This is a genomic window from Aeromonas sp. R10-2 (genome assembly GCF_040908445.1).
GTDB classification, from domain to species: Bacteria; Pseudomonadota; Gammaproteobacteria; order Enterobacterales; family Aeromonadaceae; genus Aeromonas; species Aeromonas veronii.
Genome location: NZ_JBFODS010000028.1, coordinates 1 through 23,240 on the forward strand (window position 1 = coordinate 1; position 23,240 = coordinate 23,240).

The following is a 23,240-nucleotide window of genomic DNA, read 5'->3' on the forward strand; positions in this document are numbered from 1 at the left end:
CATGTACAGGATCTTTAGCAGCAACCAATTGAAATAGATATAAAAATGGCTTCGATTGTGATCTGATTTTATCGCCAAACAAAACCGCCACGCACGAAGCCATGACCATTATCGATGCCAACCACTATCTTGAGCAACTTCTCTCTCCTGCCGAACTCGACCGCATTGCCCGTGACTGCCAATTTTGCTTGCGCAAACGAGCCATTACGCCTGCCATGCTGGTGACTGCACTCTTGCGGGCACTTGGCTGCGACCAGGTCGATGGTATCGCTGGATTGCACCATCATTTCAATGCCTTGCAACTGGTTGATGCCCATCAGGTTTCCTACAAGCCCTTTCACAACCAGTTGCGCAAAGCGTCGTTCGCCCTGTTCATGAAGGCGCTGGTTGAACGGGCTATCGCCTTGCGTATCGGCCAACAGATGAAGACTGCATCCCTTGGCGCATTCAAACAGGTGTTGTTGCAGGATGGTACTTCCTTTGCCGTCCACAAAAGCCTGGCCGAAGTGTTTCCGGGAAGGTTCAAGACCATTAGCCCGGCGGCAATCGAGTGTCATATGCTCATGTCTCTATTGGAGCAAAGTCCAGTTTGCATGCAGGTCTCTGCCGATACGGCGTCAGAGCGCCAGTTCCTGCCTGAGCCCGAGCGGCTCAATAACAGCCTGCTGTTGGCGGACGCGGGTTACATCGATATGGCCTACTTTGCGAAACTAAACGAGGCGGGCGGTTTCTATCTGGTCAGGGGTAGTAAGAGCCTGAACCCGAAGATTATCCGGGCATGGCGCGGTGACGAACGGGAAGTGCCGAAGCTGGCGGGCCTGTCACTCAAGGATGCTGGACGGCGGCACTGTCGGGCAGAGGTACTGGATATGGTGGTGAAATCGGGCAAGTTCGAGTATCGGCTGATCCGACGCTGGTTTGCCGAGGAGAAACGGTTCTGTATCTGGATGACCAATCTGCCACGAGAGGCATGGCCAGCAGAGCGGGTGATGAGCCTGTACCGCTGTCGTTGGCAGGTGGAGCTGCTGTTTAAGGAGTGGAAGTCGCACAACCGGCTCAAGGGCTTTGTGACAGGTCAGAAAGCCATTGCCGAGGGGCTGGTGTGGGCCAGCCTGTTGTCGCTGGTGATGAAAAGACGGGTAGCTCAGACGCTGATGGGGGACGGTTTATCCACACTGAAAGCGGCGAAAAATAGCGGAACCTGGTGGTTCCCGTTATTGGAAGCGGTGGCTCATCGGGTGTTGGTGGAAATAAGAGAGCGTCTGGAATGGGCTGCCGTTTACTTGGCGAAAAATGCCCGTCGAACCAAGCAGCGAAAATCGATACAGAACAGGACCTTAGAAGGAATTTCAAATGAAGTGTTTTCTTAAGGTCCTGTATATGAGTGCGCTCTAAAGTAGCGTAAACAAGACACCGGTTTGAGGCCGGTGTCAGGTGATAACTAGATCTGTACAGATAATTAATAGAGAAGGGAGCGAATAAATCGCTCCCTTTTATAATTTATTTCTAGTAGTTAATGGATTCATAAATCCAACCTACAAAATTAAATCATGGCATGATCGCCTCAAACTCTGCTCTCTCAACAAAATATTGGTGAGCAGTCACATCGAATAAAATTTCAACTAGGATATATTCCTAGGTCGATAGGCTACGATATTAACCCCTCCTTTACCCTTATATCTTGTCATTTCGAATATATCTATTTTTGAAATTAGCTCTGGAGTTTTGCTTACTCCATAAGTTCGAGGGTCAAAATCTGGCTTTAACCTTTTTAGCAAGCCTCCCACTGGGGCTACATTTGCCCAATTTTCTGTATCATCCTCTTTATATTGAAGCCAACCCTGTAACAAAGCATCGATTATTTCCTGAGGAATTTTTTCGTTATCTGTAGAAGGTGAGACATTAACAAGACCGGTATGTATTATTGAAGGGATTGGTTCACCGAGGTTTTCTGTGAAAATAAAGTCATCACATGAGTTTCTAAATGATATAGGAGTTTTCTTTTCTCCAACGCCAAAAACATACATTTCTGATTCACGCAACCGAGATGCTAACTTTGTGAAGTCGCTATCTGAAGATATAATTGCAAAAGCATCGTATTTTTCTGCGTATAGTAAATCCATTGCATCAATGATTAATGATGAATCAGTTGAGTTTTTTCCAGTGGTGTACGCAAATTGTTGAATCGGTTGGATAGCTAACTCATTGAGGCTTGTTTTCCAATTTTTAAGATATTCACTTGACCAATCACCATAAGCTCTTTTGGTTATTACATGTCCATGTTTTGATATTTCATCAAGAATAAGTTTGATTTTCGAATACTGTGCATTGTCCGCGTCAATGAGAACAGCTATTTTTTTCTGATCATTTAAATCTTTCATGTGTAGCCTTTAATTCTAATTGAAGTTGGTAGGTTGGCTTAAATTGACGAAGCCCGACATCTGAAAACAAATTAATATTTTTGATAACTTATCAGAACCGAATGGTTCTTTTCGTGATCCGTGCTGAATTTTGCTACACGAAGGGATGCAGGTCTGCTTAGCCAAGCAAAATCAGACGTTCGCGAAAATAGGCTTCCACTGTCCTGTTGCAACCCCTCTTATCTCCCTTTTTTCCAATCACCACGGGGCCAATGGCGTGGACGATTACGCTTCGCTAATCGACCCTACTCGCCTCTGCTCGCTAAGCTTAAAGGGATCAGCACAGTGCCAGGAGGCCAATCATGGAGATCGACAAAGCCATCGGGCTGATCGAGGCCCACGGAGTCTTTCACGGGGATCACTACAGCTTCAACAGCGGCGAGTTTGTGCAGTGGTGCCAGGAAGATACCCACCAGACCCTCAGCCTGGAGCAGGCCAATCACGATCTGGCGCCCTTCTGCATCCGGGTCGGTTTCGCCGAACCGGTCCGGTCGTGGCGTTACTACCTCACCTGAACTACCTCACCTGAGGGGTGACGCAGAGGGCGGGAGGAGCCGCGCGATGCGGTGAATTATTGAAAAAGGAGCCGGCAAGGCTCCTTTTTTGTGATGGGCAGGACGCTGAGCGAAGGCGGGGGAGTAGCCCTAGTTGTCGAAATTCCACTGTATGGGCAGCTCAAGATCGAAGACGAGCTGATCCCCGTTGAGGGTAAAATCCACGCTGGTCTGGTGCTGGTCGTATTCGTCGATAAGGCGGCAGCTCTCGGAAAAGTTGGATTCGTAGCCGAGGCGAGCAGTGCCGCCGGTGCGAGCCTCGTCGAGTTCCACCCCCAGCACCCGCAGGGGATCCTTCTGGCTGAGCTTGACCCGGCTGTCACCCACATCCACCAGCCGCTCCAGCAGGGGGAAGAAGTCCTGCTTGTTGGCCTCGATGGCCCGGGCGATGGCCTGCTCCAGCTCGGTGGCGCTGGCAAGGGCGGGATCCAGCGTGTAGCGGGTCTGGATGCTTTCCTGAGTCATATTGTGCTCCTTGGGGCAATGAACCTGCGTCGGCCATCAGCACGATAGGTGGTGAACAAGGCGTGCCTAGCCATTAAATAAGGTGGTGATTCATTCTGGCGGATAAAATCATCACAAAAAACCGATGAAGGCAGCATATTGCTTTTCGTCAGGCGGGAATGCGGCCATTGCGCACCAGGGCCCGGCGGATATTTTTGCACATCTTGCCGAAGCGGTTGAGCTCGTCGAAGCTGGGCGGGATGCCGCGATCGATCTGATATTGCCAGTAGCAGAGGTCCGTATCCACCAGCTCCATCAGCTTCTTGGGGCAGCCGATGCAGGTGTTGTCCGGCCCGCATTTGAAGGTATCCGGTTGGTAGAGCGGAAATTCCGCCTTCACGGCGTCGATGATCTGCTGCATGGCGGTCATGCGGTCCGGCTTTCTGCTCACGGCTCGTTCCCCGGCGGTTTGTATGGGGGAGTCATTATATCCCTGACAAAATGTGGGCCAATGACGCTTAGGAGGTAGTCCGCCTTGCGTGCAAGCCACTGCGCCCCGGATCCTGCGCCTGCTTCCCCCCTGGTGGCCTCTTCTGTCTGGCGCCGTTTCGGGTCATGATGAAAGCCCCGAACGAACCACTTTTTGACTGACCCCTTTGGAGGTGTGATGAGACCCTGTGCCCTGCTGTTGCTTTTTCCCGTGGTGTGCCAGGCCGAGGCCAGCCCGAGTGAACCCGTGCAGGAAGGTACCCTGGCCAATCAGCAGTTGATCCGGGATGCCATGGTGGGGGTCGCATCCTGGGTGGCCACCAAGGGGTGTGACGCGCCGGAGCGCTTCGTGCCCGTGGTGTTGCAACTTCCCGAGGGGGAGCCGGGCAGTCGCCACTGGCAGGAGCGCTGGACGGTGACGGGCTGTGACAACGTCTATCCCGTGGTGATCGATTTTCGGGAGACCGGGATGCAAAGCGCCATGTGGACCATTGCCCGATAGGGTCGGCGCCGCCATCTGCGAGCTGCAAAAATGACAACGCCCGGCAAGCCGGGCGTTGGAACAGCGTGAAGGGGAAAGCCTGTCATCAGAAGTCGTGGTAGAGGGGCCAGCCGAGCAGGGGGTGGCGGATCCCGGCGCGCATCTCCATGTTGTCGAGCTTCTCCGGCGAGGCGTCCTCTTTTTGCAACTGCTGGTACTGGCGCACAAAGCCGAGGGTATGCAGCAGGTTGGGCACAAAGCCCGGGCTCAGCTCCTGACGCAGGGCGGCGGCCATGTCGGCGGGCAGCGCGCCCAGCATCAGCGTGAGCTGAGCTGCGAGGTAGTCGGTGTCGTACCAGCTCTCGTCGAGCTCAATCTCCCGCGCCAGCTTGCGCTTGAGATCCTGCTTCACCTTGAGGGGGGCTGCACCGCTGCCCTTGCCGCAGAGGATGCGGTAGAGCAGCGCCTCGGCCAGCTTGTCCTCCATGGTGGGGTGGTCGCTCTCGCAGGCGAAGAAGTGCTGGTCGATGAGCGCCATCAGGCGGCTCTTGTTGTGCTCGGTCAGCGCCTTCTCGTACTCCTGCCACCCTTGCCACTCCTCCACATCGGGGGGGCTGGAGATCTTGTCCAGCAGGCGCGCATCCACGTCACCGTAGAGGCTGTTGCCAGCCTGCTTGGGGCTGACGGTGATGAGCATGGACCAGCCCTTCTGGAACGGCTTGATGGGGCCTTCCGGCGCCTGCAACAGGGCCAGTGCCTTGGCCGGATCCCGTTGGGAGAGCTCCTGCAGACCGAGGCTCACCACGCCGATGACGTCGTGGGCCGCTTGCTCCAGCAGGTGCATCTTGTACTTGTTGTAGTACTTGTCGGCGAATTTGAGGCTCATCAGCACCGCCTTGCCTTTGATGGAGGCGAGCTGCTGCTGACTCAAGAGTTCGTTGTCGCGGCCAAAGCGCAGCACCTGGGTCAGAAAGGGGCCCTGGTTGGCATCGCGAATGACTAACTGCATGAATGGGCTCCTTAATCCAGAAAGCTGAACATGTCGTCGACGTCACCGTACTCGTCTTCCTCGACCTTGTTCTTCTCTTTGGCCTGCATCACCAGCTCGGCGGCAAACTTGTTGATGATGCCGTCCCAGGTGGAGTGCTCGTTGCGCAGCAGCGACTTGATGGATTTTTCCACCTCGGGGGCCAGCTCGCGAATGAGCATCAAGAGGCTGCGCGGGTCGTCCAGCGCATAGTCGTGGCTGTCTTCGGCCTGCTGGCGCTCGCTGTAGCGCAGGGACTCTTCGAGATCTTCCTCTTCGGCGTGCAGCACGTCGCGATAGCCCTCGTCCTCTTCATAGCGATCGCCGCGATAAAACTCGATAAAGGGGATGGCGAGGTAGAAGAGGCCGGCCGGATCCTCGGCCACGCACTCGAGGATCTCCCGCTGCTTGGTCTCGCTCTCCTGGGTGCGGATCAGGTAGTTGAGGAAGTCGAAGGTGTGCTGTTGCAGTTCGTCGGCGTTGTTCTTGATCGCCTCTTCCCAGTAGAGGGGCTGCTGGCAGACGATGTCGCGGATCCGCTCCGGGGTCATCAGCTCGGAGATGATGGAGGGGAAGGAGATGTCGTGCTGGCCGTTGATCTGGGTCAGGGTAACGATATCAATATTTTCAATCACTTCTGCCAACTGGTCGTCAGACATGGTCTTGGCGATCAGCTCGAACTTCTCGCTGGCCTGCTTCGGCTCGATGACGGCCAGCTCTTTGATCTCGATGGCGGTAATTTCTATCAGACTGTTGCTCATGCCTTGCCCCAATTAGAAACGGACTTCGTCGTACATATCCTGATCGCCGTCGTCATCACCATAGCGGTCACTGCCGCCGTGGTAGTCGGCGTCGGCATCTTCCCCGTCTTCCTCTTCTTCGTCCCGCAGCTCATAGTCGTCATCACCGCGGTGGCTGCCGCGCGGCAGCGGGTTGTCGAGCAAGAACAGCACGGCGCAGGCTTCCATCAGCTGATCTTCGCTCTGGGCCCGCACCGCCTTGACCAGCGGCAGGATGGCGTTGTTGAAACCGACGCTCACCTTGAACTCGTCCCAGGAGGGCTGCTCGCCGCTGGCGAGCCACTTGTTCCACTGCGACTTGGCCTTGGGCGGGAACTGCACCCGGCCATAGAGGGCAAGCGGCAGGTATTCGGGCATGAACTCCAGCATGCTCATGTCGGCCAGCAGCAGGGTCTTCATCTGGTCGGTGAACTGCTCGAGACCCTTGGGGTCGTCCTGATCCCGGTAGGATTCGATGTTCTCGCTGGCATCGCTTTGCAGGGCCTTGAGCCGTGCCTGGTCCCATTTTTTTTGCATAGTCGCTCTTCTTGCCTGGTGGCTCAGGGGTAGAACTGGTCCCACATCTCCTGCATGGCAGCAGCGGGATCGGTCACGATGACGTTGTTGAAATCCTTGATAAAGGCGGCCCGCTGTTTCGGATCGGACAGCACTTCATAAGCCTGCTTTACCTGGTGCAGCCGGGCGGCTGCCTGCTCTTTCTCTTCTTCGCTCGCCCCGTGCAGCTTGTCGGGGTGGTACTGGTTCGACAGCCGTCGATAGGCTTTTTTGATGTCGTTTTCACTGGCGTTGGACTTGACGCCCAGCACCCGGAAGTAGTTGTTCATGACGGATCCTGCCTCACTGGCATGGTGGAATTCATCCTGTGTCGACCTGGTGGCGCAACGTCGGCAAACCAGGCTCGGCAAAAACCCGTCATTTTAACGGAAACAGCCCGCCAACGCGATGAGTTGGGCGATCAATTAACGGGCGAGATGAAGAGGTGTCAGTTGAGCGTCTATTGTTGCCAGTCGGTCTGGCCAGTGCAAGGGCGGCGGGGCAAAAGCGATGAAAAAACGGGCAGGGCAAGTGTGGGGTGAGATGGCGGGATATGTCAGCGGCAGCGCAAATCGGGCTGCCGCCGCAGGGGTTACTCCTCCCAGAAGGAGGCAGAGGTGTGGTAGATCATCTTCTTGCTCATCCCGCCATCGACCACCAGATTGGCGCCGTTGATAAAGTCGTTCTGGGGATCCGCCAGAAAGAGGCAGGCGCGGGTGATGTCGTCGGGGCGCCCGACCCGGCCACTCGGGTGCTGGCGATGATCCGCCTCGGTCAGGGTGTGGTAATCCTCTGCCTGGATCCAGCCCGGACTGATAGCATTGACCGTGATGGGGTAGTCGGCCAGCGAGTTGGCGAGGGACTGGGTGAGGGCGACCAGCGCCCCCTTGGAGGCGCCGTAGGCATCCCAGCCCGGTTCGTTCTGCTGCCAGCGGGTGGAGGCGATATTGATGATGCGGCCATAGGGCAACCCGCGGTTGACCTGCACAAAGGCGCGGGCGCAGAGCATGGCGCCGCGCACATTGACCATCATCACCTGATCGAACTGGGCTGCGCTCAGCTCCTCGAAGCGGGTGTGGAACTTGCTGATGGCGCCGTTGTTGATAAGCAGATGGACGCCGCCATGTTGTGCGCGAATCTCGGCAAAGAGGCGTTCGATGGCCTGCTCATCCCGCAGATCGAGCGGATGAAAGTGGATCTCGGGATGGTCGAAAGCGTGAGGGGCCAGATCGGTGGCGATCACCCGATAGCCCGCCTCGGCCAGCCCGATGCAGAGCTGGCGGCCAATCCCGCCAGCGGCGCCGGTGACCAGCGCAATTTGGGGTTGGTTGGTCAGCTCGTTCATTGCGCCGCTCCATTGCGCGCCCGCAGCACCTTGATGAGGGCCGAGACCTCCTGCTGGCCAAATCCTTGTGCCACACCTTCCTCAAACAGATCGGCGGCAAAGCGTGGGAAGCGGCTGTCGATCCCGGCGTCGGTGGCATGACCGGCGAGGCGGCTGATGGCGGCGCTCCAGGTTTTCAGGCTGGCGTAGGGGTGATCGAAATCGCCGCTCGCCAGCGTCTTGCCAAGGTGGGCCACATCGCCCCCCAAGATCGGCGAGAGCTCGCTGAACTGGGCGCACACCTTGGCCACCGGCAGCCCTTCCGCCTCGCAGATCAGGGCGCCGTGCAGGGCACCGAGCAGACCACCGGCAAAGTAGGCGGCGACGGCACAATCTTGCGCCGCGGCGGCGCCCACCGCCTCGGCCACATGGTCGAGGGTAGGGGCGAGCAGGCGCAGCACCGGCTCGGCGTCGCTAAAGGCATCGCTGGCCCCCGAACAGATGATGCTGGCATCAGTGGTGCCGATCTGATCCGGGAAGCAGAGGATGGCGCCATCGAGATAACGGGCGTCGCGGGCGTGGCTCCAGCTCTCCAGCGCTCTGGCCCCCTGCGGGCTGCCGGTGGAGAGCTGCACCAGCAGCTTGCCCGCCACCGCATCGCTTGCCTCATCCAGCAACTGCTGGCTGACGGCGTAGTTATCGACGCAGACAAGGGTGATATCGCTTGCGGCGATGGCCGCGCCAACCGAGGGGGCGAGTGTTGCACCCAACGCCTGCAGCGGTGCTGCCTTGGCGGCGCTGCGATTCCAGACGGTGACCGGATGGCCCGCCTTGAGCAAGGTGGTGGCGAGGGCGGAGCCCATGGCCCCGAGGCCGATGACAGAGAGATGGCGCATGATGGCTCCTGGCTGTGTTGATAGACGCTGACATAGAAAATTGGGATGCCTTGTGGCAGGTAAGCCACTATATTTGCCCCGTTTCGCCGTGAAAAATGGCTTTTATGACTGTCTGGTATAGGTGAATTCTATGGATGTGCGAACCCTGCGTGCGTTTGTGGCTGTCTTCGAGGAGCGCAACATCACGGCGGCCGCCACCCGCCTCTTCATTACCCAGCCCACCCTCTCCACCACCATCAAAACGCTGGAGGATGAGCTGGGGGTGACCCTGTTTGCGCGGCAGGCGCGCGGGGTGGAGGGGACCGAAGCGGCGCACCGGCTCTATCCCCGCGCCAAGCGGCTGATCGCCGACACCGACTCCCTCGCCCGCGAGTTTCGTGAAACCTCCCCCTGCCTCGAGCTGACGGTGGGGATTGAGGCAGACCTTGGCGATGGTGTGGTGGGGGCGTTGGTGCAAGGGGCGCTCGCCCACGAGGAGATCCTGCTGACTCTGGAGGAGGGGTGCTGTGGCGATGTGCGGCTGGGGTGTGAATCCCTGCGCTGTGGCGACGAGCTCTTTATTCCCCTGCTGGAAGAGGAGTTTGTGCTGGTGCTGCCGCCGGATCATCCGCTGGCGGGCAAGGGGGCGCTAACGCCGGCTGAGCTGGCGGACGAGCCCTGGGTCACCTGCCCGCGCCACGACTCCCACCTGCGGCTGATCGCCATCCTCGGCAATCAGGCGCCGCTCTATCCGCGGCGGGCAGGGTCGCTGCGACTGGCGGCGACTATGGTGGCCGCCGGGGCGGGGATCGGCTGGTTGCCCCGTTCCCTCTGTCCGCCCGGTTGTACAGTCGCCGAGCTGGCGGCCTCTTCCTTCAAGCGGCGGGTGGGGCTCTGCTACGCCCCGGATGCGTTGCGCTCGGCGGCGGTGACCGCCCTGCTGGAGCAGGTGCGCGGGATGCAGCTCCCCGCCTGATGTCGGCATAAAAAAGGGCCATCCGGTGGGATGGCCCTGTTGAGGCAATGTTGTTGCGTGGCTAGAGCGACGCCCACCAGAGCCGCAGCTGCAAGCCCCACTTCGAGCTCCAGCCGGTGGTGCTGCTCACAAGCGTCCCATCCTTGATAACGAGAAAAGTCGGGGTGACCCCTACCTGCCACTTGGCGGCCAGATCCCCCGACTCGTCGTTGTGGGTCGGGAAGGTGAGCCCTTTCTTGCTCATCCCTTTGCCTAACTGTTCCGAATTGCCGGAGCGCAGTGCCACCGTCAGCACGTTTTCCCCTTCCTGCCAGAGCTGCTGCACGGCCGGGGTGGTGAAACGGCAGACACCGCACCAGCTGGCCCAGTAGTAGACCAGCAGCGGCTTGCCCTGGCTTAAGGTAGCGAGATCCGTGCTGCTGCCATCCTGCAGGGTGACGGGGGTGCTCATCGCCCCCTCTGGCAGGGTCGGGCTGCGCCACAGATCCAGCAACGTCGAGATGACCAGTGCCATCAGAAGCAGCCAGAGCGCCTCCTTGCCCCAGCGGCGCCAGCGGGGTTGAGGGTTGGTGGTCATCGCTTACCCCTGCTTGGCCAGTTCGGCCTGCACCAGTTGCTCCAGCTCCTCATAGGGGATGGCGCCCGGCACCAGCTGGTTGCCAATCAGGGTCGCCGGTGTGCCCTGTACCCCCAGAATGGTGCCGATACGCAGGCTGTTGCGCAGCTCCTCGGTCGCCTTGGCGGCCGGTTTGAGCGCGGTGTTGCCGGTGGCTGCCAGCGCCTTGTTGATGTCCGCCTCGGTCAACATTCCCTGCTTGCTCATCAGCTTGTCGTGCAGGGTGAGGAAGCGGGCGGGATCCTGCTGCCACAGGGTCAGGCTGTATTGGGCCGCCTTGGCGGAGGTCTGCCCCTTGAACGGCAGCAGCTTGATCACCAGCCCCAGATCGTCCGGATAGGCCTTGAGCAGCTTGGTCAGCTGGGGATCGAACTGCTTGCAGTAGGGGCAGTTGTAGTCGGTGAACAGCACCAGCGTCAGCTTGGGGTTCTTGGCGCCGAGGCGCGGGCTGGTGGCGCTGTTGAACAGCACATCCTTGTTGCCCTTGATGAAGTTGCCAAGCTGCCCCTCCTGGGCTGCCGCGTTCTGTTTCTCCCAGGATTCGGCGGCCTCGTCGAGGATCTTGGGGTTGGCGATCAGGGTCTCGCGGATCAGCTCCTTGATACGCGCCTCCTGCTCCGGGGTGAAGGGGGCGGCGTGCAGGACCGGAGCCAGCAGGGCTGCGGAAAGGGAGGCCAGCAGGGTCAGGGCGCTCAGAGTCGGTTTCATGGTTGCTCCTTAAAATCGGGTGGTGCCAGCCTGAAGCAGGCCAGCCTTGTGCAATGTGGTAAGCAGATCGTCCTTGTCGAGCAGGGGTGACAGCGTGACCCCCTGCGGCAACTCCGGGCCGTAAATCTGGTTGAAGGGGACGGCCGCCGAGCCCCGCTTACGCAGGAAGGTGGCGATGGTGTCGTTCGGTTTGCTCCAGTCGCCGCGCAGGGCCACCACATCGGGGGCTGAGAGGGCCTGTTGTACCTCATCGCGCAGCAACACGTTGTATTTGTTGGCCTTGCAGGTAACGCACCAGTCGGCGGTGACATCGATAAAGACCCGTTTGTTCTGGGCCAGCGCATCTGTGATGGCGCGCTCAGAGAGCGGCTGCCAGACCACCTTGTCAACGCTGGCCGAGTCCTGTGCGCTAAAGGCACCGCTCAGCAGCAGGGGGCTGCCAATCAGGGCGGCGAGGGCGATCGCCAGCGTGAAGCCACGGATGCCGTAACGCCAGATAATGCCAGCCAGCAGTGCCAGCAGCATGGCAACCATCAGCCAGCTGGTGGCATAGCGACCGAGATGGTTGTCGAGCAGACTGGTGAGCCAGAGGCTGGAGCCCAGCATCATCAGGCCGAGCAGGATGCGCAGATGGTTCATCCAGCGCCCCGGTTTCGGCAGCCAGAGGGCGAGCCGTGGCAGGGCCGCCACCAGCAGCCAGGGCAGGCTCATGCCAATCCCCAATGCCGTGAAAATCAGCCAGAGCTGGCCGAGCGGCGCCGCCAGCGCAAAGGCCACTGCAGTGCCGAGAAAGGGGGCCGAGCAGGGGGTCGCCAGCAGAGTGGCGAAGCTCCCCTGCAGGAAGTGACCGCCGAGGCCGTTGCCGCCGCTGGTGGCGAGGCGGGTGCTGAGGGCGCTGGGCAGGCGGATCTCGAACAGCCCCAACAGGTTGGCGCAAAACAGCAGGGTGACCAGCACCATCAAGCCGATAAAACCGGCGCTCTGGAACTGGATGCCCCAGCCGACGGCCCCTTGCGTGGCGCGCAGCAGGCTGCTCATGGCGGCCAGCACCCAGAAGGAGGCGATGATCCCGGCGCTGGCGGCGAGGAACTGCTTACGTACTGTTCCCTGTTCACGCTCCTGATGTTGCAACACAGTTCCCAGCTTGAGCGCCAGCACCGGCAACACGCAGGGCATCAGGTTGAGGATAAGGCCGCCGAGCAGCGCTGCTCCCAGCAACCAGAACAGCGAATGGCTCTGGTTGGGCAGTGCGAGTGGTGCGCCGATCGTCCCCTTGCCCTGCCACGCCTGTTCGCCGCTGGTGAGCAGCAGGCCGAGGGGTTGGCCGCGCAGATCCGGCGCATCCCCCTGCCAGCCATCGCTCACCGGCACCCGGGCGATCAGGGTGTTGCCTTCGACCTCAAGCGCCGGTTTGCCAAATTCGGCACCCTCCAGAGCGTCGATAAAGAGCGCTGGTGATTGCCAGCCTTCTGCCCGCTCGGCGCGCAGTTGCAGCTGGTTGTGCTGATAACCGAGCTCGATCCGGGTCTCAGCAGGCAGCGGCTGGGGCAGGTTGCTGATGGCCTTGGCCCAGCCGAAGTCGAAACCGGCTGGCGCTCGCCCATCCACCGCCAGGGTGAAGGGGAAGTCGGTCAGGATGCAGACGTTGCTGCAGGTCGATAAGCGCAGAGTTCCCTTGAGCGGTTGCCCAGCAGGATAGTTGAGGCTGAGGGGGAAGGTCACCTCACCCTGATAACCCTGGGTGCTGAGCCCGGCTACCTCGAAGTGGCGTGGCGCCGGCCAGCGCCACTGAAAGGCACCGACCGGCTCATCCCACAGGATCTGGGGGGCAATGCCCCCTTCTCCCGGACTGTGCCAGTAGGTTTTCCAGCCTGACTCCAGCTCGACATCGAGCAGGATGCGGGTCTGATCTGCCGTGCTGCGGTCGGCCTGCAGCCGTACCCGGGCGTGATCATTCTGTGGGCTGGTGAGCCAGCCCGTGTCGCTGGCCAATCCCATGGATTGCCACAGCAGACCGCCCAGTAGCAGGGCCGCCTTGAAGAGATTCGACATCTTTTTAGTCTCGCAAAAATGAGTGACAGCTAACGAAAGAACGCTGCCGAACTCATTCCCGCCAGACGCACAGGGTGAGGTGCAGACGCCGCTCGGGCGGCGAGATGACTCTGGGAGGGGGCAGTGGCGGTGTGTAGCGCCAAAGGGGGGCCAGCAGGGCGATCAGCACGGCCACGGCAAAGAAGAGCTGTTCGACGCAGAGCAGGGTGGCGGCGCTCAGCCACTTGCCGTTGAGCTGGCAGCTGGTGGGCTGTGGGCTGGCCGGTTTGGCATCCTCTTGATCCGTTGCCGAGCCTGGAACAGGCAGTGCCTGACAGCTGAGGGCGTGATCGAGCAGGGCAAGCCGGGCCAGCGGCTGGGCAGCACAATTGAGCACCAGCAGGCAGACCAGCAGCAGGAGATGTTTCGCTACCCGTTGTTGCAACATCATGTTCGCCCCGTCCATCAAGATGGGGCCATCCTAACGACCAATGGCGGGTGGGGCAAGTCGGCGACGTATTGATGAGCAGGACTGTGGGTGGCGCGACGGGGAGGGTGGTCGGTTCTGTTTGGCGAACGCTTGTTCGCTAAAAGGGGGATCAGTATACTGCGCCGAGTTAAAACTCGAGGTGTTCGATGCTCAAAATTGCCCGTGTGCTGCTGCTTGGTCTGCTGCTCATTTTCTGGTTCCTGTTCGGCCTGCTGCTCTGTCTGGTTCGTCCGCGCCATCCCAACAACGTCTATGTCTTCGCCCGCATGTATCACGCGGTCTGCCCGCTGATCGGGCTGCGAGTCAAGGTGACGGTGGCCGACGAGGTCAAATCGGTCGGCCCGGCAGTCTACGTCTGCAACCACCAGAGCAACTTCGACATCTTCACCGTGACCGGTGCGGTGCAGCCCGGTGTGGTGGCGGTGGGCAAGAAGAGCCTGCTTTGGCTGCCGCTGTTCGGCCTTATCTTCTGGCTCTCCGGCAACGTGCTGATCGACCGCTCCAACCGCTCCCGTGCCATCGGCACCATAGGTCAGGTGGTGGATCGCATCAAGAACCGCGGCACCTCCATCTGGATGTTCCCGGAAGGGACCCGCTCTCAGGGACGTGGCCTGCTGCCATTCAAGGCGGGCGCTTTCCACACTGCGGTACAGGCTGAAGTCCCCGTGGTGCCCATCGTCTGCTCCAGCTACTTCGGTCAGGTCGACCTCAATCGCTGGGACAATGGCGAAGTGCTGGTGGAAGTGATGGCGCCGGTCTGCAGCAAGGAGCACGGTGCCAGCGGCATTCGCGATCTCTCCGACACCTGCCGCGCCCGGATGGATGCCAAGCTGACTGAACTGGACAGCAAGCTGGGCCACAGCCACGCCGCCTGACGGATAGCGCAGACGAATCGACAAGGGAGCCACAGGCTCCCTTTTTTGTTGGTAAAAATCACCACCTGGTTGGCTATTCTCACCAATAAACCCTCCTTGAATTTCCTCGGTAAATTTCCATCTATATGTAAAACAACAATAATTTTTCTTGGCACGGCTCTTGTAATGCTATGGGAAGAGATAGCCATCCCATCAACAAGGAGCCAGACCATGAGCGTATTCAGCCGCCTGACCGACGTGATAAATGCCAACCTGCACAGCCTGCTCGACAAGAGTGAAGAGCCGGAGAAGATGCTGCGCCTGATGATCGAAGAGATGGAGCAGGTGCAGGTCGAGATGCGTACCCAGGCCGCCCGCGTGATTGCCGAACAGAAACAGCTGGAGCGTCACCAGCAGGGGTTGCAGGCGCAGATCCTGGAGTGGTCGGCCAAGGCCGCGCTCGCCATCCAGAAGGGACGTGAGGATCTGGCCCGCGCCGCCCTCACCGAGAAGCTGGCGGAGGTCAAAAAATGTGAACAGCTGGAGCAGGACAAGGCCCGGGTGGCCGAGGTGCTGGCCCAGCTCACCGCCGATAGCGAACGGCTGGCTGCCAAGCTGACCGAGGCGCGCGATAAGCAGAAACTGCTGACCTTGCGCGAGCAGACCGTCCACAGCCGCATTCGTGCCCGCGCTCAGGTGGACAACCAGCGTATGCATGAGCTGATGGCGCGCTTTGACGGTTTTCAGGGCCGGGTCGATCAGCTGGAAGCCCAGCTGGAGGCGGCCACCCTGGGGCAGAATCCCTCGCTGGAGGCCCAGTTCCGCGAGCTGGAGCTCAATGACGAGATCGAGCGCGAGCTGGCTCGCCTCAAAGGCCAGAAGGCGGAGGTGTAATCATGAGCCCCTGGCCCAAGGATCTGGTGCATCGCAAGCTGACCGGGGTCTGCGCCGGTATTGCCAGGCGGTTGGGGGTCTCCAGAGTCACGGTGCGGGTGGTGGCACTGCTCGCCCTGATCCTGATGCCGCCGCTGGCACTGGCCGCCTATCTGCTGGCGGTGCTGATGATGCCGCCCCGTTATGAATTGAAGCGCTGGCTGGATTGACCAAAGGGTTGATCAGCCGGCAGACAAGGTACTGATAAGGAGCAAGTTATGCTGGAATTTTTCATATTGCTGGTGGTGCTGCTGGTCATGGCCCTGACCGGTTTTACCCTGGTAGCCATGTTGCTGGTGAGCGGCCTGTTCGTGCTGCTTGGGGCACTGGGCGGCATGCTTGCTCTGATCATCAAGCTGGCCCCCTGGTTGTTGCTGGTGCTGGCAGTTTGCTGGCTGATCAGTAACCGCAGCAAGCGTTCCAATACCTACCTCTAACCCGCCTGAGGTTGTGCAAGACGTTGTGTGATGCTCCCTGATTTCCCCTTTCCGGCCACTCATCGAGTGGCCTTTTTTTGCCTGTCGTCCTCAAGGCTGGGTGGCTGCGGGTAACCACTGGGGGCTCCAGCTCTGCCAGAGTGCCGGGCTGTGGATCAGCTGCTCCTTGAAGGATTTCGGCTGCTGCTTGAGGCGATATTCGATGCGCAGGGCTGCCCCCTTCTCGCCGACTTCCTGTTGCCACGCGAGCGTCAGTGGCCCCTTGCCGCGCAGGGCGCGAGCGCCCTTGCCACTCTGGTGCTGGCGCAGGCGGCGCAGCGGATCTGTGCTAATCCCGGTATAGAGCAGGCCGGTGGCAGTACGCACCATATAGACAGACCAGCGGGAAGGGGCGGATGGTTGCGGCGCTGGAGTGGTGGTCGCTGGTTCTCTCATTCAAATTCTCTGTGCCAAACTCAGAGGCAGCTCAAGGAGGTGCGATGAGAGTCTGGTTTTGGTTGTGGTTACTGTTGTCGGTCCCAGCCCTGGGGGAGACGATCCGTCTCTACGATTACCATCAGCATCCCCCCTTCAACACCGGAGTGGATGCAGGGCTGAGCCGCGAGCTGGTCAAGTATCTCAATGAAAAGCTGGGGGGTGAACCCAGAATCGAGCTCTGGCTGGTCAATCGCGCCCGGCTGGCGCTGGAGATGGCGGATCCCGACTTTGATGGTCTGGTGGTCTGGGTCAATCCCGCCTGGGTGGGGGATCCCCATCGCGAGCGCTATCTCTGGACCTTTCCGGTGATGTGCGACACCAACGAGCTGGTCTCGAACATCGACAACCCGGTCACCTATCGCGGGCCTGACTCCCTCAAGGGGCTGGTGTTTGGTGGGGTGGAGGGCTACCGCTATCAGGGGATCGATGATGCGGCCAGCCGCGGCGAGCTGGTACGTCAGGATGCCAAGAAGGTGAAGACCAACCTCGAGCTGCTGGTGCGCGGCCGCATTGATGTGACGCTGGTGAGTGGTTCATCGCTGGGCTTTTTCATCGACGCACAGCACTATCAGGGCAAGCTGTTTATCTCACCCTTCCCCCAATCCAGCTATACCCGCCATATCCTGCTGCCCAAATCCCGTCCCGAGCTGCATGCCACCCTCAACGACATCGCCGAGCAGATGGACAGAGATCCCCGCTGGCACAAGGTGCTGGAGTCTTATCGCGGTACGCCATGAGGGCGGCGCTTGAGTCGGTGCAGCGGCAACAGGCTCACCAGCAGACCTGCCCAGACAAAGGTGAAACCGACTGCCTTGATGGGGTCCGGCGCCTCACCAAACCAGTAGATGGCGAGCAGGAAGGCGAGGCTGGGCTCGATATATTGCAGCAGCCCCACCGTGCTCATCCGGGTTCTCGCCACCGCGTAGCAGAACAGCCCCACCGGCAGCAGGGTGGCGGGCGCACTGCCCATCAGCAGCAGCTTGTCGGCCAGATCCCCGTTCACGAATGCCCCTTCCCCGTGCCACGCCAGCGTGCCGATGATGATCAGCGCGACGGGCAGTTGCACCATGGCTTCCAGATAGAGGCTGGAGCCGGTGTCGTAGTGGATCTTCTTCTTGATAAGGCCGTAGCAGGCGAAGTTGGCCCCCATGATGAGGGAGAACCAGGGGAGTTGGCCGTAGCAGAAGAGCATGTAGGCGAGCCCCGCCAGCGCCAGGGCGACCGCCAGATGCTTTTGCGGGGTGAGTCGCTCTTTGAGGAAGATGACGGCGAATACGATATTGAACAGCGGGGTCATAAAGAAGGCGAGGCTGGTGGTCAGCACCTGCCCGGTAGTGAGGCACCAGGTGAACATGCACCAGCTGATGGACATGACGGGGCCCGCCAGCAGAATGAGGCCGAGCTGGCGCGGCTCGCTGCGCAGTTGTGCCCAGGGCACCTTGTGGCCAAGCAGCAAAAACAGGGCACCCAGCAGCACCACAGACCAGAGCACCCGGTGGGAGATCAGCTCCCACATGTTGACCTCGGGCATGAATTGATAATAGAGCGGCAGCATCCCCCACAGGATGAAGGAGAGGGTCGCGGTGCCGGTACCTAGCCAGTTTTTCATTATTTTCCGTTTATTAAATTAAACGCTCATGGCGATAGTAGGGGGCGCGCCTTGTTTCCACAAGAGGGAAAACAGGGAAATGCTGGTACTATCAACGTCATGCAGCGAATCGATAAGTTGTTTGAGCAAATCAGGGCCTGCCGTCTGTGCGAGGCTCATCTGCCGCTGGGGCCTCGTCCGGTGATCCGCGGGGCCGAGAGTGCCCGCTTGCTGATCATCGGTCAGGCGCCCGGCACCCGGGTGCATGCCAGCGGTATCCCGTGGGATGACCCCTCCGGTGACAGGCTGCGCCAGTGGCTCAGTGTCGATAAGGCCACCTTTTACGACGAATCCCGCATCGCCATCATGCCGATGGGGCTCTGCTATCCCGGCAGGGGAAAATCCGGCGATCTGCCACCGCGCCCCGAATGTGCGCCCACCTGGCACGACAAGGTATTGATGCTGTTGCCCAATATCGAACTGACCCTGCTGATCGGCCAGTATGCACAAGCCTACTATCTGCGGGGGGCAGCCAAGGGATCGCTCACCGACACGGTGCGTAGCTGGGCCGACTATGGCCCCGGCTGGCTGCCGCTGCCGCATCCCTCCCCGCGCAATACCCTCTGGCTCAGGAAGAATCCCTGGTTCGAGCAGGAGATCGTCCCCCATCTGCAGCAAAGGGTCGCCCCTTTGCTGGCACGACCCTGAGTGCTTAAACCGCCGGCTCGGCCAGCGGTTTTGGCTTGCTGCGCGCCATGGCGATGAGCGGCAGGACGATGCAGATACAGCCCAGCAGCAGCGGCAGACCGGGCTGCTCGTCAAACAGCCACACCCCGATGGCCACCGCCATCAGCAGACCGGTGTACTCCGCCGAGGCGATCTTGCTCGCCTCCGCCTTGCGATAGGCCACCACGCACAATCCTGCATAGACCATGATCAGCGCCGAAGAACCGAAGGCGGGCCACCACATCTGCCACTGCCAGTCGCCCCCTTCCCACAATGCCAGCGCCAGAATAAAGGGCATGCTCAGCACGTTGGTGAAAAACAGGGTCTGGGCGATGGGCTGCTTGAGCGGGATCCGCTTGATCAGCAGGTTGTTGAGCGCCATCGATAGTGCCACCCCGAGCGCCGCCAGCGCGGCCCAGTTCACTTCGGTCGGGCGCAGCACGATCAGTACCCCGATAAACCCGATAACAGCGGTCAGCACCTTCTGGCGCGAGATCGCTTCCCCCGCCATCCACACTGCCAGCGGCACCATCATCAGGGGGGCGGCATAGAAGAGGGCATTGGCAGTGGCGAGCGGCAAGCGGGTGAGGGCCACCACCATCAGGCAGACGCCGACCGCCCAAATATGGGCCCGCAGCAGGTGCCACTTGATGGCCACCGGTGGGTTGCGGCGCCATGACCAGAGCAGCCAGGGCATCAGCAGAATGGCGGCCGAGAGCTGGCGGAAAAAGACAAACTGGAAGATGGGCTGATCCGGCTCCAGCACCTTGACCAGCGCATCGGAAAAAACCGCCACCATATTGCCCAGCACCAGATAAAGGATGCCGATCCCTACTGCATTCATACCACCTCCCACTTCAGATGAGCGGAGGGTAGCGTGCCGGTTGATATCCAGTAAAATGATAAAAAATGACCACTCATGAGATATTTAGATAATGAAGCTTCCTCCCCTGCGTGCGGTGCAATATTTCGAGGTGGTGGCCCGGCTGCTCAGCTTCTCTCGTGCCGCCCTTGAATTGAACGTCAGTCAGAGTGCGGTCAGCCACCAGATCCGCCTGCTGGAGGATTTTCTGGGTGAGCGCTTGCTGCTGCGTCAGGGGCGGCTGCTCTCGCTGACAACCCAGGGGGAGAGTTATTTCGAGGGAATTGCCGCCGGGCTCAGCCAGATTGCCCAGAGCAGCGAACAGTTGCGCGGGGGCGGCGAGATGCGAGTCCGGCTCGCGGTCTACAGCTCGTTTGCGGTGAAGTGGCTGATCCCGCGGTTGGCTGGATTGCGCCAGCTCTACCCCGAGCTGGATTTGAGTCTGGAGATGGTGGCGGAAGACCCCGAACTCTCCGATAGAGTGGCGGACTGCTTTATCACAGTCTCACCCCACGGGCGTGGCTATTGCCACGATCTTATCTATCAGGAGCGGCTCTTTCCGGTCTGTAGTCGCCGCCTGTTGCAGCAGATCAGCGGGGAGTGGCCTGAGGCCATTTGGCAGCTGCCGCTGCTTTCGGTGCAGTCCATCTACAAGGCGCGGGGGGAGGATTGGCAGCGCTGGGCCAAGGCGGGTGGGCTGGTGATTCCGGACGAGGCGCGGATGCACCACTTCAGCCATGTGCTGTTGGCGATGGAGGCGGCAGCCTGGGATCAGGGGGTGGCATTCGTGAATGACTACATGCTGCGGCCCGATGATCCCCAGCTGGTGGCCTTGCCGGTACACCAGCTGGAGACGGGGGATGCCTTCTACTTTACCTGCAAGCGCTCGCGGGCCCATGAGCCCGCCATCAGCCGGTTGCGCCAGTGGCTGATGATGGAGACACGCCAGAGCATGCCGTTGTAATTGCCCGGGTTATCAGGCTTTTTTGAACTGGCTCAGCACAAACAGGCTGGTGGCGCAGACGACGACAGAAGGCCCTGCCGGAGTATCTTGATACCAGGAGAGGGTCAATCCACCCAGCACGGCGAGACAGCCAATCAGCGCGGCAAAGCCGGCCATCTGCTCCGGCGTCTGGCTGAAGCGGCGGGCGGTGGCGGCGGGAATGATCAGCAGGGAGGTGATGATCAGCGCCCCGACAAACTTCATCGCCACGGCGATCACCAGCCCGATCAGCAGCATCAATACGCAGCGCAGCACATCGACCCGGATCCCCTCTACCCGTGCCAGCTCTTCCGAGATGGTCATGGAGAGCAGGGGATCCCACAGTCGCCACAGGGTGAGCAGCACCAGTGCGCCACCGCCATAGATCCAGAGCAGATCCATCGGTTGCACCGAGAGCAGGTCGCCGAACAGGTAGGCCATCAGATCCACCCGCACGTTATCCATAAAACTCAAGGTAACCAGACCGAGGGACAGGGCGCTGTGGGCGAGAATGCCGAGCAGCGTATCGGTCGCCACCTGCTGGTTGCGGCTCATGATCACCAGCAGCATTGCCATGGCGAGGCAGCAGACCACCACCGCCAGGGTGAGATCGACCTGCAGCAGGATGCCCAGCGCGATGCCGAACAGGCAGGCATGGGAGAGGGTGTCGCCAAAATAGGCCATCTTGCGCCATACCACGAAGCTGCCAAGGGGGCCAGCCAGCAGGGCGATGCCGAGACCGGCCGCGAGGGCGTATAACAGAAAGCTGTCCACTTGAATGTCCTGTTGCTTGCGCTATTTGCTGTGAGCGTTGTTGCGAGAGGGCAGGCGGATGACGGGAGCCTGCGGTTCATGATGATGGTGTTCGCCGTCGCAGTGGTGATGGTGGGTATAGACCGCCAGCACCTCCTGCTCCGGTCGCCCGAACAGGCGGGCAAATTCGGGGTGGCGTGCCACGCTTTCCGGCTCGCCATGACAGCAGACGTGGCGATTGAGGCAGATCACTTCGTGGGTGCTGGCCATCACCAGATGCAGGTCGTGGGAGACCATCAGCACGGCGCAGTTGAATTCGGCGGCGAGCTTGCCGATGAGGGCGTAGAGCTCGATCTGACCGTTGATATCCACACCCTGCACCGGTTCATCCAGCACCAGCAGCTCGGGCTTGACCAGCAGAGCGCGGGCCAGCAGTACCCGCTGCATCTCGCCGCCGGAGAGCTTCTGCATCCGGTTTTCCAGCAATCCCTCTGCGCCCACCCGAGTTAGCGCCTCCTCGATGGAGAGGCGGCTATTTTTGCCCAGTTGCAGGAAGCGACGCACTGTCAACGGCAGGGTGGGATCCAGATAGAGGCGCTGGGGCACATAGCCAACCCGCAGGTCGCGGCTGCGGGTGATCTTGCCCGAATCCGGCGTGAGCAGGCCCAGCACCAGCTTGCTCAGGGTGCTCTTGCCCGCCCCGTTGGGGCCGACGAGCGTGGTGATTTTGCCTTTATTGAGGGTAAAGGAGACCTTGTCGAGCACAGAGCGTCCATCAAACGAGAGAGAGACCTCTTTCAGCTCTACCAGTTGGCTCATGACAACTCCGGGGTTTACAGCCAGTGAGAGTTATAATATAACAAAAAGCGGCTGTTATATTATCACATACTCACCCCCTGACGAGATTCACCAATGAGAATTATTGCGCTTTTCACTGCCCTGCTGGCGGTGAGTTTGCCTGTTCGTGCCATTGAGGTACTGACCACCATCAAGCCCCTTGGCTTCATCGCAGCAGCGATCACTGACGGGGTGAGCGAGCCCAAGGTATTGCTACCGACCGGTGCCTCTCCCCACGATTTCTCCCTGCGTCCGTCCGATATTCGCAGCATCAACAGTGCCGATCTGGTGGTGTGGGTTGGCCCCGAGCTGGAAGGTTTTATGGCCAAGCCGCTGGCCAACCATCCCCATGCTCTGGCCCTGACTCAGGTTGAGGGGATGCCGCTGTTCAACTACGCGACTCAGGATAGTCACGATTCCCATAACCATGATGATCACGATCATGCCGCCCACGAGCACGGTGACCATGATGAAGGGCATGAGGGACATCATCACGAAGGGGTCGATCCCCATATCTGGCTTGGCCCAACGCAGGCCAAAGTGATTGCCAAGGCGATCGCAAGTGAATTGGGCAAGCTGGATCCGGCCAATCAGGCTCGCTATGACGCCAACCTCGCGGCATTTGATACCAAGGTGGATGCCAAAGACAAGGTGATTGCTGGCCAGATGAAGGCGGTGAATGAGAAGGGGTACTTTGTATTCCACGAGGCGTATGGCTACTGGGAGCGCCACTACGGCATGAGTTCAAAGGGTCACTTTACCGTAAGTCCTGAGCGTCGCCCGGGCGCCAAGACGCTAGTGGATATCCGCAAGGCACTGGAAGAGAAGCAGGCGAGCTGCATTTATGCCGAGCCGCAATTCTCACCGGCTGTGATCGAATCGGTGGCACGCAATACCGGCGCCAAGGTACTGTTGCTTGATGAGGTGGGTGAACAGGTACCGCTCGGCCCGGAGGGTTATCCCCAATTCATGCAGCAACTGGCAGACGCATTTGCCCAATGTCGCTGATCAGCGGCTGAGCC

General features: G+C 60.0%; 30 protein-coding genes. 12 read left to right on the forward strand and 18 right to left on the reverse strand.

Features of this window, described 5'->3' with window-relative positions; genetic code table 11:
• Positions 1-101 precede the first annotated feature (101 nt).
• A complete protein-coding gene (locus AB5Y97_RS06035; protein WP_041206016.1) occupies positions 102-1,370 on the forward strand; it encodes an IS4-like element ISAeme4 family transposase in 1,269 nt (422 codons plus the stop codon).
• Between the two features lie 252 nt (positions 1,371-1,622).
• Here AB5Y97_RS06035 and AB5Y97_RS06040 read toward each other — a convergent pair whose 3' ends face one another.
• Positions 1,623-2,381 carry an NYN domain-containing protein gene (locus AB5Y97_RS06040; RefSeq protein WP_201894588.1) on the reverse strand — a complete coding sequence of 253 codons (759 nt, stop codon included), beginning with the start codon at positions 2,379-2,381 and terminating at the stop codon, positions 1,623-1,625.
• A 341-nt stretch (positions 2,382-2,722) separates the two neighbouring features.
• On the opposite strand from AB5Y97_RS06040, the gene AB5Y97_RS06045 reads away from it, so the two are divergent.
• Positions 2,723-2,935, forward strand: coding sequence for a hypothetical protein (locus AB5Y97_RS06045; RefSeq protein ID WP_210549439.1), 213 nt, complete (start codon positions 2,723-2,725; stop codon positions 2,933-2,935).
• Between the two features lie 129 nt (positions 2,936-3,064).
• Here the strand turns inward: AB5Y97_RS06045 and AB5Y97_RS06050 are convergent, their stop codons facing one another.
• Positions 3,065-3,439 carry a hypothetical protein gene (locus AB5Y97_RS06050; protein ID WP_200164326.1) on the reverse strand — a complete coding sequence of 125 codons (375 nt, stop codon included), beginning with the start codon at positions 3,437-3,439 and terminating at the stop codon, positions 3,065-3,067.
• Between the two features lie 148 nt (positions 3,440-3,587).
• A complete protein-coding gene (locus AB5Y97_RS06055) occupies positions 3,588-3,839 on the reverse strand; it encodes a hypothetical protein (protein WP_039039818.1) in 252 nt (83 codons plus the stop codon).
• A gap of 246 nt (positions 3,840-4,085) precedes the next feature.
• Between AB5Y97_RS06055 and AB5Y97_RS06060 the strand changes: the two genes are divergently transcribed.
• Positions 4,086-4,409, forward strand: a complete 324-nt coding sequence (locus AB5Y97_RS06060; protein ID WP_200164327.1) for a hypothetical protein — start codon at positions 4,086-4,088, stop codon at positions 4,407-4,409.
• Between the two features lie 85 nt (positions 4,410-4,494).
• Here the strand turns inward: AB5Y97_RS06060 and AB5Y97_RS06065 are convergent, their stop codons facing one another.
• The 6 genes from AB5Y97_RS06065 to AB5Y97_RS06090 all read right to left on the reverse strand — a co-directional run bounded on the left by AB5Y97_RS06065 (position 4,495) and on the right by AB5Y97_RS06090 (position 8,969).
• Positions 4,495-5,397 carry a hypothetical protein gene (locus tag AB5Y97_RS06065; RefSeq protein WP_200164328.1) on the reverse strand — a complete coding sequence of 301 codons (903 nt, stop codon included), beginning with the start codon at positions 5,395-5,397 and terminating at the stop codon, positions 4,495-4,497.
• 11 nt (positions 5,398-5,408) lie between these two features.
• Positions 5,409-6,176 carry a hypothetical protein gene (locus tag AB5Y97_RS06070; protein ID WP_200164329.1) on the reverse strand — a complete coding sequence of 256 codons (768 nt, stop codon included), beginning with the start codon at positions 6,174-6,176 and terminating at the stop codon, positions 5,409-5,411.
• 12 nt (positions 6,177-6,188) lie between these two features.
• Positions 6,189-6,731, reverse strand: coding sequence for a hypothetical protein (locus tag AB5Y97_RS06075; protein WP_223919972.1), 543 nt, complete (start codon positions 6,729-6,731; stop codon positions 6,189-6,191).
• Positions 6,732-6,754: 23 nt separating this feature from the next.
• Positions 6,755-7,039, reverse strand: a complete 285-nt coding sequence (locus AB5Y97_RS06080) for a DnaJ domain-containing protein (protein ID WP_024943298.1) — start codon at positions 7,037-7,039, stop codon at positions 6,755-6,757.
• Positions 7,040-7,341: 302 nt separating this feature from the next.
• A complete protein-coding gene (locus tag AB5Y97_RS06085; protein WP_335827264.1) occupies positions 7,342-8,094 on the reverse strand; it encodes an SDR family oxidoreductase in 753 nt (250 codons plus the stop codon).
• The gene (locus tag AB5Y97_RS06090) at positions 8,091-8,969 is read right to left on the reverse strand and encodes an NAD(P)-dependent oxidoreductase (protein ID WP_227095307.1); all 879 of its coding nucleotides are present in this window, start codon (positions 8,967-8,969) and stop codon (positions 8,091-8,093) included. The genes AB5Y97_RS06085 and AB5Y97_RS06090 overlap by 4 nt, the downstream gene beginning before the upstream one ends.
• A 130-nt stretch (positions 8,970-9,099) precedes the next feature.
• Here AB5Y97_RS06090 and AB5Y97_RS06095 point away from each other — a divergent pair, with 130 nt between their 5' ends.
• Positions 9,100-9,924, forward strand: coding sequence for a LysR family transcriptional regulator (locus tag AB5Y97_RS06095; protein ID WP_227095306.1), 825 nt, complete (start codon positions 9,100-9,102; stop codon positions 9,922-9,924).
• Positions 9,925-9,985: 61 nt separating this feature from the next.
• Here the strand turns inward: AB5Y97_RS06095 and AB5Y97_RS06100 are convergent, their stop codons facing one another.
• Genes AB5Y97_RS06100 through AB5Y97_RS06115 form a run of 4 tightly spaced genes read right to left on the reverse strand, consistent with a single transcriptional unit; the run spans position 9,986 to position 13,730 of the window.
• Positions 9,986-10,501, reverse strand: a complete 516-nt coding sequence (locus tag AB5Y97_RS06100; protein WP_368157374.1) for a protein disulfide oxidoreductase — start codon at positions 10,499-10,501, stop codon at positions 9,986-9,988.
• A 3-nt stretch (positions 10,502-10,504) separates the two neighbouring features.
• Positions 10,505-11,248, reverse strand: coding sequence for a DsbA family protein (locus tag AB5Y97_RS06105; RefSeq protein WP_227095305.1), 744 nt, complete (start codon positions 11,246-11,248; stop codon positions 10,505-10,507).
• A gap of 9 nt (positions 11,249-11,257) precedes the next feature.
• Positions 11,258-13,300, reverse strand: a complete 2,043-nt coding sequence (locus tag AB5Y97_RS06110; RefSeq protein ID WP_368157375.1) for a protein-disulfide reductase DsbD family protein — start codon at positions 13,298-13,300, stop codon at positions 11,258-11,260.
• Between the two features lie 52 nt (positions 13,301-13,352).
• Positions 13,353-13,730, reverse strand: a complete 378-nt coding sequence (locus AB5Y97_RS06115; RefSeq protein WP_005354882.1) for a hypothetical protein — start codon at positions 13,728-13,730, stop codon at positions 13,353-13,355.
• 185 nt (positions 13,731-13,915) lie between these two features.
• Here AB5Y97_RS06115 and AB5Y97_RS06120 point away from each other — a divergent pair, with 185 nt between their 5' ends.
• The 4 genes from AB5Y97_RS06120 (at position 13,916) to pspG (ending at position 15,993) form a co-directional block, all read left to right on the forward strand.
• Positions 13,916-14,644: a 1-acylglycerol-3-phosphate O-acyltransferase gene (locus AB5Y97_RS06120; RefSeq protein ID WP_201946755.1), complete on the forward strand. Its 729-nt coding sequence runs from the start codon at positions 13,916-13,918 to the stop codon at positions 14,642-14,644.
• Positions 14,645-14,854: 210 nt separating this feature from the next.
• Positions 14,855-15,517 (forward strand): phage shock protein PspA, encoded by a 663-nt coding sequence (gene pspA, locus AB5Y97_RS06125; RefSeq protein WP_201946753.1) that lies wholly within the window; start codon positions 14,855-14,857, stop codon positions 15,515-15,517.
• 2 nt (positions 15,518-15,519) lie between these two features.
• The gene (locus AB5Y97_RS06130) at positions 15,520-15,726 is read left to right on the forward strand and encodes a PspC domain-containing protein (protein ID WP_043826074.1); all 207 of its coding nucleotides are present in this window, start codon (positions 15,520-15,522) and stop codon (positions 15,724-15,726) included.
• Positions 15,727-15,774: 48 nt separating this feature from the next.
• Positions 15,775-15,993 (forward strand): envelope stress response protein PspG, encoded by a 219-nt coding sequence (gene pspG, locus AB5Y97_RS06135; RefSeq protein ID WP_005335871.1) that lies wholly within the window; start codon positions 15,775-15,777, stop codon positions 15,991-15,993.
• A gap of 90 nt (positions 15,994-16,083) precedes the next feature.
• Here the strand turns inward: pspG and AB5Y97_RS06140 are convergent, their stop codons facing one another.
• The gene (locus tag AB5Y97_RS06140; protein WP_123172323.1) at positions 16,084-16,428 is read right to left on the reverse strand and encodes a GIY-YIG nuclease family protein; all 345 of its coding nucleotides are present in this window, start codon (positions 16,426-16,428) and stop codon (positions 16,084-16,086) included.
• 44 nt (positions 16,429-16,472) lie between these two features.
• Between AB5Y97_RS06140 and AB5Y97_RS06145 the strand changes: the two genes are divergently transcribed.
• Complete coding sequence (locus tag AB5Y97_RS06145) at positions 16,473-17,207, forward strand: substrate-binding periplasmic protein (protein ID WP_368157376.1); 735 nt, start codon at positions 16,473-16,475, stop codon at positions 17,205-17,207.
• Here the strand turns inward: AB5Y97_RS06145 and rarD are convergent.
• On the reverse strand, positions 17,189-18,079 hold the full coding sequence (gene rarD / locus AB5Y97_RS06150; RefSeq protein WP_201946751.1) for an EamA family transporter RarD: 891 nt from the start codon (positions 18,077-18,079) through the stop codon (positions 17,189-17,191). The two genes, AB5Y97_RS06145 and rarD, sit on opposite strands and share 19 nt — an antisense overlap.
• A gap of 99 nt (positions 18,080-18,178) precedes the next feature.
• Here rarD and AB5Y97_RS06155 point away from each other — a divergent pair, with 99 nt between their 5' ends.
• Positions 18,179-18,766: a uracil-DNA glycosylase family protein gene (locus AB5Y97_RS06155; protein WP_201946749.1), complete on the forward strand. Its 588-nt coding sequence runs from the start codon at positions 18,179-18,181 to the stop codon at positions 18,764-18,766.
• A gap of 4 nt (positions 18,767-18,770) precedes the next feature.
• Here the strand turns inward: AB5Y97_RS06155 and AB5Y97_RS06160 are convergent, their stop codons facing one another.
• On the reverse strand, positions 18,771-19,628 hold the full coding sequence (locus AB5Y97_RS06160; protein ID WP_040067030.1) for a DMT family transporter: 858 nt from the start codon (positions 19,626-19,628) through the stop codon (positions 18,771-18,773).
• Positions 19,629-19,719: 91 nt separating this feature from the next.
• On the opposite strand from AB5Y97_RS06160, the gene AB5Y97_RS06165 reads away from it, so the two are divergent.
• Positions 19,720-20,610 (forward strand): LysR substrate-binding domain-containing protein, encoded by an 891-nt coding sequence (locus AB5Y97_RS06165; protein ID WP_107682801.1) that lies wholly within the window; start codon positions 19,720-19,722, stop codon positions 20,608-20,610.
• 12 nt (positions 20,611-20,622) lie between these two features.
• Here the strand turns inward: AB5Y97_RS06165 and znuB are convergent, their stop codons facing one another.
• Together znuB and znuC are read right to left on the reverse strand one after the other, a co-directional pair.
• On the reverse strand, positions 20,623-21,402 hold the full coding sequence (gene znuB, locus AB5Y97_RS06170) for a zinc ABC transporter permease subunit ZnuB (RefSeq protein WP_033115078.1): 780 nt from the start codon (positions 21,400-21,402) through the stop codon (positions 20,623-20,625).
• Between the two features lie 21 nt (positions 21,403-21,423).
• Positions 21,424-22,200, reverse strand: coding sequence for a zinc ABC transporter ATP-binding protein ZnuC (gene znuC / locus AB5Y97_RS06175; RefSeq protein WP_158109133.1), 777 nt, complete (start codon positions 22,198-22,200; stop codon positions 21,424-21,426).
• A gap of 93 nt (positions 22,201-22,293) precedes the next feature.
• Here znuC and znuA point away from each other — a divergent pair, with 93 nt between their 5' ends.
• Positions 22,294-23,226 carry a zinc ABC transporter substrate-binding protein ZnuA gene (gene znuA, locus AB5Y97_RS06180; protein WP_201946747.1) on the forward strand — a complete coding sequence of 311 codons (933 nt, stop codon included), beginning with the start codon at positions 22,294-22,296 and terminating at the stop codon, positions 23,224-23,226.
• Positions 23,227-23,240 lie beyond the last annotated feature (14 nt).

Excerpts from the sequence above, each read along its gene's own strand:
- AB5Y97_RS06130 (WP_043826074.1), top strand. The coding sequence starts at position 15,520 with ATGAGCCCCTGGCCCAAGGATCTGGTGCATCGCAAGCTGACCGGGGTC.
- AB5Y97_RS06070 (WP_200164329.1), bottom strand. The coding sequence starts at position 6,176 with ATGAGCAACAGTCTGATAGAAATTACCGCCATCGAGATCAAAGAGCTG.
- AB5Y97_RS06080 (WP_024943298.1), bottom strand. The coding sequence starts at position 7,039 with ATGAACAACTACTTCCGGGTGCTGGGCGTCAAGTCCAACGCCAGTGAA.
- AB5Y97_RS06095 (WP_227095306.1), top strand. The coding sequence starts at position 9,100 with ATGGATGTGCGAACCCTGCGTGCGTTTGTGGCTGTCTTCGAGGAGCGC.
- AB5Y97_RS06110 (WP_368157375.1), bottom strand. The coding sequence starts at position 13,300 with ATGTCGAATCTCTTCAAGGCGGCCCTGCTACTGGGCGGTCTGCTGTGG.
- pspG (WP_005335871.1), top strand. The coding sequence starts at position 15,775 with ATGCTGGAATTTTTCATATTGCTGGTGGTGCTGCTGGTCATGGCCCTG.
- AB5Y97_RS06115 (WP_005354882.1), bottom strand. The coding sequence starts at position 13,730 with ATGATGTTGCAACAACGGGTAGCGAAACATCTCCTGCTGCTGGTCTGC.
- AB5Y97_RS06045 (WP_210549439.1), top strand. The coding sequence starts at position 2,723 with ATGGAGATCGACAAAGCCATCGGGCTGATCGAGGCCCACGGAGTCTTT.
- AB5Y97_RS06100 (WP_368157374.1), bottom strand. The coding sequence starts at position 10,501 with ATGACCACCAACCCTCAACCCCGCTGGCGCCGCTGGGGCAAGGAGGCG.
- AB5Y97_RS06050 (WP_200164326.1), bottom strand. The coding sequence starts at position 3,439 with ATGACTCAGGAAAGCATCCAGACCCGCTACACGCTGGATCCCGCCCTT.
- pspA (WP_201946753.1), top strand. The coding sequence starts at position 14,855 with ATGAGCGTATTCAGCCGCCTGACCGACGTGATAAATGCCAACCTGCAC.
- znuC (WP_158109133.1), bottom strand. The coding sequence starts at position 22,200 with ATGAGCCAACTGGTAGAGCTGAAAGAGGTCTCTCTCTCGTTTGATGGA.
- AB5Y97_RS06035 (WP_041206016.1), top strand. The coding sequence starts at position 102 with ATGACCATTATCGATGCCAACCACTATCTTGAGCAACTTCTCTCTCCT.
- AB5Y97_RS06155 (WP_201946749.1), top strand. The coding sequence starts at position 18,179 with ATGCAGCGAATCGATAAGTTGTTTGAGCAAATCAGGGCCTGCCGTCTG.
- AB5Y97_RS06060 (WP_200164327.1), top strand. The coding sequence starts at position 4,086 with ATGAGACCCTGTGCCCTGCTGTTGCTTTTTCCCGTGGTGTGCCAGGCC.
- AB5Y97_RS06065 (WP_200164328.1), bottom strand. The coding sequence starts at position 5,397 with ATGCAGTTAGTCATTCGCGATGCCAACCAGGGCCCCTTTCTGACCCAG.
- AB5Y97_RS06145 (WP_368157376.1), top strand. The coding sequence starts at position 16,473 with ATGAGAGTCTGGTTTTGGTTGTGGTTACTGTTGTCGGTCCCAGCCCTG.
- AB5Y97_RS06165 (WP_107682801.1), top strand. The coding sequence starts at position 19,720 with ATGAAGCTTCCTCCCCTGCGTGCGGTGCAATATTTCGAGGTGGTGGCC.
- AB5Y97_RS06140 (WP_123172323.1), bottom strand. The coding sequence starts at position 16,428 with ATGAGAGAACCAGCGACCACCACTCCAGCGCCGCAACCATCCGCCCCT.
- AB5Y97_RS06120 (WP_201946755.1), top strand. The coding sequence starts at position 13,916 with ATGCTCAAAATTGCCCGTGTGCTGCTGCTTGGTCTGCTGCTCATTTTC.
- AB5Y97_RS06105 (WP_227095305.1), bottom strand. The coding sequence starts at position 11,248 with ATGAAACCGACTCTGAGCGCCCTGACCCTGCTGGCCTCCCTTTCCGCA.
- znuA (WP_201946747.1), top strand. The coding sequence starts at position 22,294 with ATGAGAATTATTGCGCTTTTCACTGCCCTGCTGGCGGTGAGTTTGCCT.
- AB5Y97_RS06090 (WP_227095307.1), bottom strand. The coding sequence starts at position 8,969 with ATGCGCCATCTCTCTGTCATCGGCCTCGGGGCCATGGGCTCCGCCCTC.
- AB5Y97_RS06160 (WP_040067030.1), bottom strand. The coding sequence starts at position 19,628 with ATGAATGCAGTAGGGATCGGCATCCTTTATCTGGTGCTGGGCAATATG.
- AB5Y97_RS06085 (WP_335827264.1), bottom strand. The coding sequence starts at position 8,094 with ATGAACGAGCTGACCAACCAACCCCAAATTGCGCTGGTCACCGGCGCC.
- AB5Y97_RS06075 (WP_223919972.1), bottom strand. The coding sequence starts at position 6,731 with ATGCAAAAAAAATGGGACCAGGCACGGCTCAAGGCCCTGCAAAGCGAT.
- rarD (WP_201946751.1), bottom strand. The coding sequence starts at position 18,079 with ATGAAAAACTGGCTAGGTACCGGCACCGCGACCCTCTCCTTCATCCTG.
- AB5Y97_RS06055 (WP_039039818.1), bottom strand. The coding sequence starts at position 3,839 with ATGCAGCAGATCATCGACGCCGTGAAGGCGGAATTTCCGCTCTACCAA.
- AB5Y97_RS06040 (WP_201894588.1), bottom strand. The coding sequence starts at position 2,381 with ATGAAAGATTTAAATGATCAGAAAAAAATAGCTGTTCTCATTGACGCG.